The following is a 13,388-nucleotide window of genomic DNA, read 5'->3' on the forward strand; positions in this document are numbered from 1 at the left end:
CCGCCGCCCCCCGGCCCGGTCGGTCCTCCCGCGCCGGGCGTACCGGCCCAGCACGGCCCCGGCGATCACGGTCAGCAGCCGGGCCAGGACTTCGGCATGCCGCAGCCGGGCCAGGACCATGGCCAGCCCCCGCCAGGGCACGACTTCGGTCAGCCGCAGCCGGGCCAGGACTTCGGCCCACAGGGCGCCGGTGCCCCGCAGGGTGGCGGAGCGTGGACGGCGATGGTCGGCCCCGACCGCGAGTACTTCGCGGCGATGATGCAGCGCAGCGGCCCCGAGGCGGCGGCGCTCAACCTTCCCGCGTACTCACCGGAGCAGCAGCTGCCGCTCACCGGCCCGCAGGTCACCATCGGTCGCCGCCGTGCGTCCACGGGTGTGGCTCCGGACATCGACCTGGGCCGCCCGCCGGAGGACCCGGGTGTCTCGCACCAGCACGCGGTACTGGTGCAGCAGCCGGACGGCAGCTGGTCCGTCGTCGACCAGGACTCGACCAACGGCACCACCATCAACGGTGCCGAGGACCCGATCCAGCCCTTCGTCCCCGTCCCCCTCAAGGAGGGCGACCGGGTCCACGTGGGCGCGTGGACGACGATCACCCTGGTGCGCCGGTAACGGCGGCCGGGCAGCGTGTGGGCGTGCCGCAGGGCACGCCCACACGGCAACCCGCTGCCGCCGGAGGCTACTTCTCCAGCGACGGCGACTGCGACGGCACGGACCGGACGGACTGCACGGACGACTGCAGCGCCAGGGACGGTTCGTCCACGAGCCGGATGCCCCGCGCGTCCAGCGCCTTTTTGATGCGCCAGCGCAGCTCCCGCTCCACGGCCAGGTTCTTGTCGGGCATCGTCTTGACCGACACCCGCAGCACGGCGGAGTCCAGGGTCACTTCGTCCAGGCCGAGCAGCTGGACGGGCTCCCACAGGATCTCGTCCCAGGGGCTCTCCTTGCCCATCTCCTCGCCCACCGCTTCGATGGCGGCCCGTACCTCGTCCAGGTCCTCGTCGGCGCGCACCCGGACCTCGAGCGACGCCATGGACCAGCCCTGGCTGAGATTGCCGATGCGCTTGATCTCGCCGTTGCGGATGTACCAGATCTCACCGCCGTCACCGCGCAGCTGTGTCACCCGCAGCCCGATCTCGAGCACGACGCCCGACACCTCTCCGGCGTCCACCCGGTCGCCGACCCCGTACTGGTCCTCCAGGAGCATGAACATCCCGGCCAGGATGTCCTTCACCAGGTCGCGGGCGCCGAAGCCCAGTGCTACGCCCGCGACGCCGGCGCTGGCCAGCAGCGGCGCGAGGTTGATCCCGAGCCCGGAGAGCACTGTCATCGCCGCAGTGCCCATGATCACGAACGAGGCGACGCTGCGCAGGATGGAGCCGATCGCCTGGGACCGCTGCCTGCGTCGCTCCCCGCTCACCAGCAGTCCGCGCAGCGCGTTGCCGCTGTCGGCGATCTCGGCCCTGCGGTTCATCCGCGTTATCAGCTGCGTGATCGCACGGCGGATGAGATAGCGCAGCACGATGGCGACGGCGCAGACGAAGACGATGCGCAAGCCCGTGGCGAGCCAGTCCGACCAGTGCTCCTGGACCCATCCGGCAGCTTCTCCGGCGCTGTCCTGGGCGTCCTCCAAAGACTTCGGCGGCTGTGGGCCGTCGGGCGAGGGGGATGCGCTGAGCAGCCAGTACACAGGTTGACCTTCCGTGCGAGACACGTCCGCAAGGCACCCGTAGGAATGCCAGGGCCACACTAACGGCGCAGGGCCTTCACATTTGGTGCCGTTGAGCAGTATGAGGCCAGGTGTTCGAGTGAGGAGACTGTTCCAGGGGGGAGAGAGCAGGTGTGGTCCAAAACACGCTCAGTGCGTTGCCCGGTCGTGGTGGCGAAGTGACCAGGGCACGGGACACACTGAGGGGAGATCGTCACGGCGCGAGCCACGCGCCGCCGACGTACAAGGAGGCACCGTGCCGCATGTCCTGGTCCTCAATGCGTCGTACGAGCCGCTCGGCGTCGTACCGCTTCGCCGCGCGCTCGTACTGGTCCTCAATGGGAAGGCGATCAGCCTGGAGGACTCCGGCGCCCTGATGCACAGCGCAACCCGTGTCATACCCGCCCCCAGCGTCGTCCGTCTCAAGCGGTTCGTGAGGGTGCCCTTTCGCGGCAGCGTTCCCCTCACCCGCCGCGCCCTGTTCGCCAGGGACGGCGGCCGCTGCGCCTACTGCGGTGGTGTCGCAACCAGCGTCGACCATGTCATCCCGCGCAGCAGGGGAGGGGCGCACGCCTGGGAGAACGTGGTGGCCGCCTGCCGCCGCTGCAACCATGTGAAGGCCGACCGCCATGTCGCCGAACTGGGCTGGCGGTTGCGTCACCAACCAGCCCCGCCCTCCGGCCTCGCCTGGCGCATCATCGGCACGGGGCACAGGGACCCACGCTGGATGCCCTACCTCCAGCCATACGGCGCGGACGATGATCTCGCCCGGATCGACGGCAGATCCACTGCCTGAGACCCGGGCTTTGTTATGTCCGCGCTGGGTTCGCGCCATGTCCGCACGGCCGGGGTGGCGTTCGCGCGACGGTATGTGACGTCGCGCGACGGACCGTGACAGCGCTCCGCTCAGTGGGGGTGCCGCTTGGCGGCGCCCCCAGCGCCGTGCGGCTGCCGGGCCCGGGAGCCGGTGTGACGGTCGCCGTGCTGCCGGTCGTCGTCCCGCCGGGCGTGCTTGGCCCGGCCCGTGGAGTCGACGCCGTAGATCTCCACCGACCACAGCGAGATCCCGAAGCGCGTCGCCCGCTTGTCGCCGACGACGCGTACGTAGCGGGTGTCCCCGGGGGCGTCCATGCGGACCGCCTCCTTGCCGCCCTTGCCGTCCCGCACCGTGGCGGCGGTGCGCCAGCGCTTGCCGTCCGGGGAGACCTGGATGCGGTAGTGCGAGGCATAGGCGTCCTGCCAGCGCAGCACGACCTGCCCCACCCGCGCCCGTTCGGCCAGCTTCAGCTGCACCCACTCGCCGTCCTTGGCGGGCGACGACCAACGGGTGCCGCGCTTGCCGTCGGCCGCTGCTGCGGCGGGGAAGTCCTTCGTCTCGTCCCCTGAGGACGTCACCTGCGCGTGCCGGGCGAGGTCCGGCCCTGAGGTGCGCGGGTAGGCGCGTACGGTCAGCGTGTGGTGTTCCCCGCCGAACGAGACGGGGATGCGGTAACTGCCCGTCCTGACCGAGCTGTCGGCGGTGATGCGCAACGGCACGTCCACTGTGCTGCCCCGTCGCACTGTGGTGCGCGCCGGCGTACGCACGGTGAACCCCTTGGGCGTCTTCGCGGTGACCTTGCCGCGTACGTCGGTGGGCCGGTTCCCGGTCAGCCGTGCGGTGACCCGGGTGGCGCCGCCGCCGATCGCCGCGTCCACGGTGGTACGGGGCAGCGACAGCGAGGCCGCCGGGGTGTCGGCGTACCAGGGCGTGATCTCGTGGACGACCGGCGGGTTCGTCTCCTGGCTCCACACCAGCCGCAGTGCGTCGGCCTTCCCGGCGCCGTGCCGGCCGGCGGTCAGCTGGGTCCAGCCCGTCTGCGAGAGGGAGCCGAGCCGCTCCCAGCCCTTGCCGGGGACGTGCGCCTCGACGGTGCCGCGGGTGCCCGAGTGCGGGCCGGTCAGCACCGTGACGGCACGCAGCGGGCGCGGCTCGGGCAGCCGGACGGTCAGCGCCTCGGCGGAGCGCTTGTGGTGGCCCTCGCCGCGCTCGCGGCCCGCGTCGGCTGCCGTGGACGGCGGGACAAGCATGGGCGGGTGCTCGGGTGCGAAGGTGCCGGTGGCCGGTGCTGCTGCCGCCCGGTAGGAGGTCTTCGGGTCGCTGTCCACCGCGGCGGAGAGCGGGTGGTGCGGGGCGCCCGACGGGCTGCCGCTCACGGTGGGCCGCGAGCCTTCGCCGCCCTTGCCGCTGCCCTGTTCCGGGGATTTCGCGTCGGATCCGGAGTCGCCGTGCGGCTTCGGCTTCGTATGGGGCTTCGACGTCGGCGGGGGCTGCTGCCGTTGCCCGCCTGTCCAGCCGTCGGACAGCTTGAGCGCCTTGTCCGTGAAGTCGGCGAGCACACCCTTGCCGACGGTCGCCTTGCTCTTTGCGCTCTCGGTACGCAGCCGCCGCACGTCCAGTTGCGCCTTCCAGGCGGCTGCCCCGTCGCCGCGCTGCTGCGCGAGCAGCATGTCGACCGACCGCTCGCCTGCCGCACCGAGCCGCGAGAGCTGGGTGAGCCACGGCTCGACCTCTTTGCGCAGCCCGTCGGGGACCCGGGACGGGGCCGTGCGCATCGTGCTGAAGGCGCTGCGCAGCTTCTCGGCGGCCCGGTCGAGTTCGGGGCCCCGGCCCCGCTCGTACGCGCTCCAGAAGGCGTTCAGCAGCGGGCGGAGGTACGCCGACTCGTCGCTGCCCAGCATCGAGGAGGCGTCGTTGCCCGCCAGCGCGTGCACGGCGGCCCGGGTGGCGTTGGCGCTGCCGCGCCCGCCCGCCAGCTCGTCGACGGCCGCCCGCCACGACTCCTTGGGGCGGTAGCCGCGCGGGTTCCAGGCGTAGTCGGCGGCCGTGAACAGCGGGATGCGGGAGGCCGTCGGCTGTTTCATCGCGTTGGTCAGCAGCGCGGCAGAACCGGAGGCGACCGCGGGCTCGCGGCCCTGGTACGGGCCGAGGAAGATCCGGTCGGTGGCGAAGTCGTTGACCGGGTAGTTGTCCATCGTCACCAGCCGGTGGCGCGGGAAGGCGCTGCGCGCGCGGGCGAGTTCGGCGCCGGTGATGGTGCGGGGCACCACCCCCACACCGCTCCAGGCGATCTCGATCCGGTCGTCCAGCTTCCCGGCGAGCGCGGCCCGGTAGTCCGTGCGCCCCTTCTGGTAGAACTCCGTCGGCACCACGGACAGCGGAGCCGCATCCGGATGGCGTTCGGCCAGATGGTCGGCGACGGCGTTGGCGAGCTCCGCCTGGGCGCGCGCCGCCGCCCGCGGGCCCGTGCCGTAGGTCCGCGCGTCCTTGTCGCAGTGCCATTCGCTGTAACTGACGTCCTCGAAGCGCAGCTGGAAGGCGCGTATCCCCAGGGCCCGCATCGAGTCCAGCTTGCGCAGCAGCGCCTTGCGGTCGTCCGCGGACGAGAAACACAGCCCCTGGCCGGGCGAGACCGCCCAGCCGAGCGTCACATGGTTGCGCTTGGCGCGCTCGGCCAGCTCACGGAAGTCGGCCCGCTGTGCCGCCGGATACGGGTCACGCCAGCGCGACGCCTGGCGGTAGGGGTCGTCGCCCGGTGCGTACAGATAGCGGTTCTGTTTCGTACGGCCGAGGAAGTCCAGCTGTGACAGCCGCTCCTGCTGCGTCCAGGGCTGGCCGTAGAAGCCCTCTGTGGTGCCGCGTACCGAGGCGGTGGGCCAGTCGCGCACCAGGACGCCGGGGAAGCCGTGCCGTCCGTCGCGTTCGGTGGCCAGCTGGCGGAGCGTCTGCGCGGCGTAGAACAGCCCGTCGCCGTCCGCCCCTTCGAGCGCCACGGTGTGGTGCCCCTCGAAAAGTCCCGCAGCCAGCCGGTAGCCGCCCGCGGGCAGGTCGCTGCGTGCAGGGGCGCGCAGGCCGCGCAGGGCGGGACGGGCCGACTCGCTGCCGACCCGCACGATCAGCTCTCCGGAGCGTGCGGACGTCCCCGGGGAGCGGCCGTTGCCGCCAGGGCGCATCTCGTGCACCGTGCGCACGCCCGCCTCGCGCAGGGTGCTGCGGATGAGTTGAAGCGCGTACGTGTCCGCGTCGTCGTCGGCGATCAGGGTTGCCGCGGTGCCTGCGGGCACGAACTCGCCCTGGGTGCGCATCGTCTGGGGGCGCGGCCAGACCGGGGGCAGCCCGTCGCGCGAGCTGTCGTCGTCCTGGCTTCCCGCAGCCGGGCCGTCCGGGGTGGCGGGGGGAGCGGCTTGTGCGGCTGGTGCGCCGCCGAGCAGCCCTGAGACGACCGCTGCGGTGAGCGCGGCCGCGCTCATCCGGCTCCAGCCGCCCGCCCCCTGGCGCGAGGGCGGAACGGTGTCCGTGCCGGCCCCGGACGCCTCCGGGACGCCCTCGCCGCGCGCTGCTGCCACCGCTTCCTCCCGATGTCCGACCGGAACCCCTCCGTCCAGCGCGTACGCCGCTGTCGCGCCCTCCAGCCCTGCGTGCGGCGCGCGTACTGCGTGCGCACCGTGCGTGCCGCTGCGGCTTCCGTCAGCACCATAGAGGCGGCGGCTCCGCGCGGCGCACTGCGGGAGGGCCACAGCTGTGCGACAAAACGCGGACGCCCGCGGATTCTATGGTTCGGGCGGCACGGCCGTCGCGGTGTTTCGCCGGGCGGGTGTCCGGCGGGCGTTCGGGCTGTTGTTCCCAGGCTGCGGCCGCCGGCATTCTTCGGCTGCGGCCGGTGGCGGGCGGCGGCTCGGGTGCCGGAGGTGCTCACCGCTCCGGCCCGCACGCCCGCACCCCCGCACATACTCACCGGTCCGCAAATACTCGCGCCGCGTGACCGTTTTGTCCCTTGAATCTCCTTTCCCGGTCCGGGACTTTCGTCGATTCGCCGCGGGAACCGACGTGAGCTGGGACACGTTCTGGCTCCGGACACGTCTGCCTGCCCATCGACTGGGTAGGGCGAGTCCCTGACCATCGTTCCGTCAACGAACGGAGGCCCCCGTGGCCGCGTCCGCTGAACTCCTGATCTCCGCCCTCACTCCCCTCCCGCAACAGCGCACACTCTCCAAACGAGGGCACGAGCCGGTAGACCTGTCCGGTGTGTCCGACCCCGACTCCGGACTCGACGGCTCGTGCACCTGCGGCTGTGCCGACGCGCCGCTCACCAGCGAGCCCCCGCTCGCCGACGCCACACCGCTGACCAGTGAGCCCCCGCTCGCCGAGGCCCCACTGACCAGCGAACCCACCGGGGTCGGTTACGGCACGGAGCCGGCGGACATCTGACGCCCCTCCCGTGGGGCCGGCATGGCGGGTGAACCCCGCGGCTGATCCGATGAACTCCCGGTAGTACCACCCCGGCGCGCGACCCGTTCACCCGTCCGATATGTTGGCTGTGTGAGCAACAAGGTCAACAAGAACGCCCTGCGCGCAGGTACGGTCACCGCCGGCGCGACGCTGATGCTGCTGCTGTCGTCGCCTGCCTTCGCGCTCACTCCGGACGACGGCGACGATCCGGGCCACGGTCTGAGCATCGCCGAGACCCTCGGGCTGTACGTCGCAGCGCCGATCGTGCTCTTCCTGGTGATCGCCGGTCTGGTGACACTGGGCGACAGGCACAAGAAGAGCAGCTGACGCTGCGCGGGTCAGCCCGCTCGGGCCGCACCGCGGGCCGGGGCCTGCGGCGGCCCATTATCGGCAGTCGAACTGCCGTGCTTTAGCACAGGGTTGTCCGCGTTCGGCGACAGCTCTGTCACACACGTTGGCTCCCCGAGGGTGGCGGGGAATCGGCCACACCATGACGCACGAAGTACCACTCCCGCCCCGCACCGGTCTGCCCACCAGCGAGGAACGGCTGCGTGCCGCGCTGCTGTACGCGCAGAGCGACGCCGCCGCACCGCCCGGCGCCGTGCTCCGGACTCCCCGCACCGCGATGATCACCGGACTGGCCGCGCTCGCCCTGCACTGCTTCTCCGCCGCCCCCTCCCTGCTGGACCTGCAGCGGATCGACGTCCTCGTCCCGGATCTGGGCGAGCCCACCGGGCCCGGCGCCCGTGCCCCGCTTCCGGCCGGCTGCGCGTACACCTCCGCCCACCTGGTGCGGACCAGAATCCTGCCCGAGCCGGAGGAGATCACCGGACTGCCCGTGGCGCCGGTGCCGCGGGCGCTGGCCGACGCCGTCGCCCAGCTGGCCGACGTCGACGAGGTGCGGCAGCTGCTGACCGAGGCGGTACGCGGCGGGCACTGCGATCCGCAACCGGTGGTGCGCGAGCTGACCAGAGCCAGACTGCTGGGGCTGCCGCACATCGCGGACGCCGTGGAGAGCCTGCTGGCGGAGGGGCGGGCGCTGACCGAGGGCCTGCTGTACGAGATGGTCTTCACCCAGGCGCTGCCCGACCCCTGCTGGAACGTCGAACTGCGCGTACCTGGCGGACCGCACCTGGGCGCCGTGGACGCCTACTGGCCGGAGCAGGCCGTCGCGGTGGAGATCGACGCCGGCACGCCCCGGGCCGGTGCGGAGGCGGCCTGGGACGCCTGCACCCACAAGCGTGAGTCCCTGGAGCAGCTCGGCATCACCGTCGTCCACGTCACCCCGCAGAAGCTGCGCCACTCCCTCGCCCAGCAGGCCGCCGTGGTCAGGACGGCCCTGATGGCGGCCTGTGAACTGCCGCCCGCGGAGTATGTGACGGTCCTCCCGCGCTGAGCGGCGGGCGGGTTCAGTCGCAGAACTCCGCCTCGACCAGGCCGGCGGTGCCCTGCGACCAGTCGCCGTTGAGGTTGAAGGCGGCCGTGTGCGTGCCGTCCGGGGTGCTGAACGCCGCCGTCAGTGAGCCGTGGATGGTGCCCTCGTGGCCCCAGACCGTGACGCCGCAGGAGAGGGTGCGTTCGGTCAGGCCCAGCCCGTAGCGGTCGGTGGAGTCGGCCTTGCGGGTCGTCTTCATCTCGGCCAGTTGCCGGGGCGGCAGCAGTCGTCCGGTGACCAACGCCCGTACGAAGCGCACCAGATCGCGCCCTGAGGAGATCATCTCGCCAGAGGCCCCGGCCAGCGAAGGGTTGAGCGAGGTGATGTCCCGTACCGGCGGATGCGCACCAGCGGCGAACAGCGTCGAATACTCCCTGCCGTGCTGCCCCGGGATGCGCGGCGAGGTGCCCGGCAGCGAGGTGTCGCGCAGCTTCAGCGGGCGCAGCACCCGGCGTTCGATCTCCGTCGCGTAGGAGTGCCCTGTCGCGCGCTCGATGACCATGCCGGCCAGCAGGTAGTTGCTGTTGGAATAGCTCCAGTGCGCCCCCGGGCGGAACAGCGGCGGCCGGGAGAGAGCGCGCTCGACGAGCTCCCGCGGGGTGTGGGAACGCCAGCGGCGCGCCAGGAAGTGCGGACCGAAGTAGGTCCTGCGCAGTACGGGGTCGGTGGTGTAGTCAGGGATACCGCTGGTGTGGCCCAGGAGTTGGCGCACGGTGACGCCGCGTCCGGAGCCGCCCCCACCGCCGTACGCACCCAGCCGCAGGTCGGGCAGCCAGCGGCGCACCGGGTCGTCCAGCCGCAGTACGCCCTCGGATTCCAGCTGGAGCAGCACGGTCGCCACGAACGGCTTGGTGAGGCTGCCGATACGGAAGCGGTCACGGGCCAGCCGGGGGCGGTCGGTGGCGTAGTCGGCGGTGCCCGCGCTGCCGCTCCACGCCCCCGCGCCGTCCTCGATCTGTGCCAGCGCCCCTGGAGCGCCGCCGCGTTCGACCAGGGACTCCATCGCCTCACGGGTGCGCGTGTGGCCCCGGTCGGCCGCTGTGGAGGAGCTCACTGCCAGCCCGCTTGCCGTCACGGTGGCGATCAGCCCGCTGAGCAGGGCGCGCGGCAGGTGCATGGACGGTGACTCTAGTGATCGGCCCGGCTGGTGTGCCAGACAGCGGCGACGACCAGGACGCACCCGGCGAACTGCGTCACGGTGGGCCTCTCCCCGAGGAAGACGACGCCCAGCATCACTGCCAGCACCGGCTGGAGCAGCAGCAGTGCGGCGCTGGTGACCGGCGCCAGCCGCGCCAGTGCGGGTCCCATCAGTACGAGCGCGAGCACCTGCCCGAACAGTGACATCACCGCCAGCCAGCCAAGGGGTCCCCACCCTGGCGCCGGGTCGACACCCGTCCACAGCGCGCCGAGCACACCGGAGGTGACCCCGGCGGCCAGGGTGGACAGACATACCGGGTGGACGGTATGCGCTCCTCCGCCGCCCTGCCGGGTCAGGAACAGATAGCCGGCGAAGGCCACCCCTGCCGCGGTGCCGTAGAGCACTCCGGAGAGCGGGCTGCTGCCGGGCTCCGGATGGCCGATCGCGCCGCTGGCCAGCGCCACGCCCACCAGCAGCACGGGGAGCATGCGCCAGTAGCGTGCGCCGGGGCGTGCGCGGGTGAAGACGAGGGCCAGCAGCGGGAAGACGGCGATCTGGATGTTGAGCAGCACGGTGGCGATGGACGAGCCCACGTCGTGGATGCTCTGCGCCCAGAAGACGAAGTCGATGCCCAGCAGCGCGCCCGCCACCAGGTCGAACAGCTGGGCGCGGGCCGGCCGTGGCCCCAGCCGGCGCCGCTCCGCCAGGGCGACGGGCACCAGTACGACCAGCGCCAGCAGGCAGCGCAGAAACGCCGCGGTGCCCGCGTTGACGCCGGACAGCTTCACGAACATCGCGGACGCCGAGATGCACGCCGAAGCCCCCACGGCCAGCAGCACCGGACTGCGCCCGGCCAGCCCGCCGGACACCCTGCCGGCTCGCGGCCGAGCGCTCCACGCCCCGGCGGCCTGCGGCTCACCGTGCTGAGCCACGGCGTCCTGCGTCCGCGCGGCGCGCATCTCGGCGGCGTGCGCCCCGGTGTTCCGTGTATCGGCCGCCTGCTGTCCGGCGTTCTGCGGCCCGGCGTCCCACGGTCCGGCGTCCAGCGCTCCGGCGTCCCACGTCCTGGCGGCCTGCTGTCCGGCGTCCCGCAGTCCGGTGTCCCGCGGCCCCACATCCCGCGCTCCGGCGGCCTGCCGTCCGGCGTCCCGCCCCCTGGCGCCGTGCGGACTGGCATCCCGCGCCCCGGGGTCTTGCGGTCCGGCGTCCCGGGTCAGGGCGTCCCGGGCCAGGGCGTCCCGGGCCAGGGCGTCCCGCGCCGGGGCGTCCCGCGCCCCGGCGCTCTGCGCATCGCGGTCGGCCGTGGTCATGACTGATTGTCGGTGGTGGGCATGACAGTCACTCTGCCTGCCGGGACTCTCAAGTAAAAGCGACGATTTCTTGGCAGAACTGATTAGCATTGCTTGGTGTTCAGCTCCGACAGGCTCCGCGCCCTCGACGCCGTCGCCGTCCACGGGTCACTGGCCCGCGCGGCGGCCGCCCTGCACATCACCCCCTCCGGGGTGTCCCAGCAGCTGGCCAAGCTGGAGCGCGAGGCGGGCCACAAGCTGCTGGAGCCGCAGGGCCGCGGTGTCCGCCTCACCCATGCGGGACGGGTGCTGGCCGAGCACGCCGCCCGTGTCGTGGCCCAGCTGACCGCGGCCGAGTCGGACCTGGCCGACCTCGGCGACGAGATCCTCGGGCCGCTGCGGCTCGGCGGCGTCGGCAGCTGTCTGCGCACCCTGCTGCCCGATGTGCTCGCCACGCTCACCGAGGCCCACCCCCGGCTGCGGCCCACCGTGGTGGACGGCGAGGCCGTCGAGATGGTGCCGCTGCTGCTGGCCGGCGAACTGGACCTGCTGCTGATCGAGAGCTGGCACAGCCGCCCCATGCCGCTGCCCGAAGGGGTACGCGTCACGACCCTTGCCGTCGAGGAGGTGCAGGTGGCGCTTCCGGCCCGGCACCCGCTGGCGGGCCGGCGGACGCTGGACCTGGCCGAACTGGACGGCGTCGCCTGGTCCAGCTGCCCCGTCGGCACCGAGCCGTACGAGGCGCTGGTCCAGGCGCTGCGGGCGCGCGGCGTCGAGCCGCAGGTGCGCTACGCGGTCTCCGAGTACGCCACCCAGCTCGCCTTCGTGGCGCGCGGGCTGACCGCGGCCCTCGTTCCCGGCATGGGCCAGCGCCCCTGCCCGCCCGGGGTGCGGTTCGTGTCCGTACAGCCGCCGCTGCGGCGCGAGGTGCGGGCTGCCTGGCGGGCCGGCGGGGACAGCCCGTCGGTACGGGCGTGCCTCGCGGAGCTCCCGGTGGCGGAGTGAACCGGCCACGGCGGCACGGCCCCGGTCATGGCTTGCGGAGCAGGAGTTCGGTGTTGCGGTCGCCCTCTGCGCCCTCCAGCCCCCTGCGCGTCCCCGGCGCGTTGAAGGCGAGCTCCCGGTAGAGGGCGGCAAGCCCGGTCTGCGACAGGTCGGTGAAGTCCGTACGGTGCGGGGCCGCGGACTCGATGAGGGTGGTGAACAGCGAGAGGGTGCCGTCCTCGTTGTCCACCAGCTCCACCGTGCGTGCCAGTTGCGGGTAGTCGATGTGGGAGGCGGTACTGATCTCCCAGAGCGTGCCGTGCGGGGTGATCCGGTTGCGGTGGCTGTGCCCGTTGATCCAGGCGACCACGTGCGGGGTGTCCTGGAGCAGGGACAGCAGTTCCTTGCCGCCTTCCGGGGTGGTGGTGCTGGTGTGGTGGCTGAATATGAGCGCGTACTTGTCGTCGTGTTCCGCCAGTTTGCGCTTCAGCCAGCGCAGCTGTGCCTTGCCCACCCTGCCCTTGTAGTGCCCGTCTCGCCGGGTGGTGTCCAGGCTGTAGCCCATCACGTCCTTGGAGACCGGGAACGTGTAGTACAGCGTTCCCTGCTCGGCGTCGGCCTCTGAGTAGCCGTGCCCGGCCGGGCCGTGCCCCCTCGCGTGCGGCCGGGCCAGGGTGCGTACGTACTGGTGCGGCGTGACCGGCGCGCGCCTGGGGTCCGGGGTGACGCCGCGCATGTGGCGGCGCTCGGAGCGCAGCATCTCCTGGAACAGCTTGCCCTTGGGGTCGAGGCCGCGGTCCACGGCCCGCCACAGCTGCGCGGCCTGCGACTTGGGCAGGTGCATCAGTTTCCGGTCACCGACGGCGAAGTCGGCGAAGAAGCCGCGTGCGTCCGCCGCGGCGAAGCAGCCGCCCGGCAGGGCGTCGTGGTTGCCGACGGTGGCGTACCAGGGCAGCTTCAGGCCCGGACTGGTCACCTGCCGGACAGCAGCCCGCAAGAAGCCGTGCATCCGCGGGTAACCCACGCTCTTGTCGCGGTCGCGCACATCGGAGTCGGGCTGCCAGTAGTCCGGCAGCCCGGAGTCCTGCACGCCCTCGTAGATCATGGGCTCCCCGGTATCCGGGGTGATCCGGCCGCCGCTCATCACGCGGACGAACCACTCCAGTTCGGCGAGCGAGTTGTTGTCGGTGTTGTCACCGGTGGTCACGACGCAGGAGAGCGGGGCGCCGGTGGCGGGCCCGCCCGTCAGCCCGTTGACCCGCTCGACCAGCGAGACGGCACCGGCGACCGACAGAGCCTCCTGCGGCCGCCACGCGCTCGCGGTCTGAGCGCGCAGATACTCGTAGCGCAGCGGGTGCTGCACATCCACCAGATGCAGATCTGTGAACTGGACGAACGCCGCCAGGGGTACGGCCTTCGCGGCGCGCTGCCGCCCGGCGGGCGCCAGCTCGGTGCGGACCACGCGGCGCCAGCCGGGCCCGGTCACCAGCCGCTTGAACGGCCCGTCCCCTGAGGGCACCGCCACCTCGTTGACGGTGGTGGCGGCGTGCGACGCGTCCCCGGAAGCC

The 13,388-nt window shown here is 72.6% G+C and carries 11 protein-coding genes; 6 read left to right on the forward strand and 5 right to left on the reverse strand.

Going from position 1 to position 13,388, the window contains the following annotated elements:
* A partial coding sequence (locus ITI46_RS29165) for an FHA domain-containing protein (RefSeq protein WP_247746767.1) occupies positions 1–612 on the forward strand: 612 nt, incomplete at its 5' end.
* Positions 613–679: 67 nt separating this feature from the next.
* Here the strand turns inward: ITI46_RS29165 and ITI46_RS29170 are convergent.
* Positions 680–1,690, reverse strand: coding sequence for a mechanosensitive ion channel family protein (locus ITI46_RS29170; RefSeq protein WP_209242920.1), 1,011 nt, complete (start codon positions 1,688–1,690; stop codon positions 680–682).
* A gap of 274 nt (positions 1,691–1,964) precedes the next feature.
* Between ITI46_RS29170 and ITI46_RS29175 the strand changes: the two genes are divergently transcribed.
* The gene (locus tag ITI46_RS29175) at positions 1,965–2,504 is read left to right on the forward strand and encodes an HNH endonuclease (RefSeq protein ID WP_209242921.1); all 540 of its coding nucleotides are present in this window, start codon (positions 1,965–1,967) and stop codon (positions 2,502–2,504) included.
* Positions 2,505–2,614: 110 nt separating this feature from the next.
* Here the strand turns inward: ITI46_RS29175 and ITI46_RS29180 are convergent, their stop codons facing one another.
* The gene (locus ITI46_RS29180) at positions 2,615–5,995 is read right to left on the reverse strand and encodes a glycoside hydrolase family 84 protein (RefSeq protein ID WP_209242928.1); all 3,381 of its coding nucleotides are present in this window, start codon (positions 5,993–5,995) and stop codon (positions 2,615–2,617) included.
* Between the two features lie 676 nt (positions 5,996–6,671).
* Between ITI46_RS29180 and ITI46_RS29185 the strand changes: the two genes are divergently transcribed.
* The 3 genes from ITI46_RS29185 to ITI46_RS29195 all read left to right on the forward strand — a co-directional run bounded on the left by ITI46_RS29185 (position 6,672) and on the right by ITI46_RS29195 (position 8,370).
* Entirely contained in the window at positions 6,672–6,953 is a 282-nt protein-coding gene (locus ITI46_RS29185) for a hypothetical protein (RefSeq protein ID WP_209242922.1), read from the forward strand.
* Positions 6,954–7,064: 111 nt separating this feature from the next.
* Positions 7,065–7,301 (forward strand): hypothetical protein, encoded by a 237-nt coding sequence (locus tag ITI46_RS29190; RefSeq protein WP_209242923.1) that lies wholly within the window; start codon positions 7,065–7,067, stop codon positions 7,299–7,301.
* A gap of 163 nt (positions 7,302–7,464) precedes the next feature.
* Positions 7,465–8,370 carry a hypothetical protein gene (locus ITI46_RS29195; RefSeq protein WP_209242924.1) on the forward strand — a complete coding sequence of 302 codons (906 nt, stop codon included), beginning with the start codon at positions 7,465–7,467 and terminating at the stop codon, positions 8,368–8,370.
* Positions 8,371–8,383: 13 nt separating this feature from the next.
* Here the strand turns inward: ITI46_RS29195 and ITI46_RS29200 are convergent, their stop codons facing one another.
* Both ITI46_RS29200 and ITI46_RS29205 read right to left on the reverse strand, forming a co-directional pair.
* Positions 8,384–9,526, reverse strand: coding sequence for a serine hydrolase domain-containing protein (locus ITI46_RS29200; RefSeq protein ID WP_209242925.1), 1,143 nt, complete (start codon positions 9,524–9,526; stop codon positions 8,384–8,386).
* An 11-nt stretch (positions 9,527–9,537) separates the two neighbouring features.
* Positions 9,538–10,857 carry a DMT family transporter gene (locus ITI46_RS29205; protein ID WP_247746768.1) on the reverse strand — a complete coding sequence of 440 codons (1,320 nt, stop codon included), beginning with the start codon at positions 10,855–10,857 and terminating at the stop codon, positions 9,538–9,540.
* Between the two features lie 96 nt (positions 10,858–10,953).
* Between ITI46_RS29205 and ITI46_RS29210 the strand changes: the two genes are divergently transcribed.
* Positions 10,954–11,841: a LysR family transcriptional regulator gene (locus ITI46_RS29210; protein WP_209242926.1), complete on the forward strand. Its 888-nt coding sequence runs from the start codon at positions 10,954–10,956 to the stop codon at positions 11,839–11,841.
* Between the two features lie 25 nt (positions 11,842–11,866).
* Here the strand turns inward: ITI46_RS29210 and ITI46_RS29215 are convergent.
* Positions 11,867–13,388: TIGR03767 family metallophosphoesterase (locus tag ITI46_RS29215; RefSeq protein WP_209242927.1), on the reverse strand; the 1,522-nt coding region annotated here is incomplete at its 5' end.

This window comes from Streptomyces oryzae (assembly GCF_017676365.1).
Taxonomy (GTDB): Bacteria; Actinomycetota; Actinomycetes; order Streptomycetales; family Streptomycetaceae; genus Streptomyces; species Streptomyces oryzae.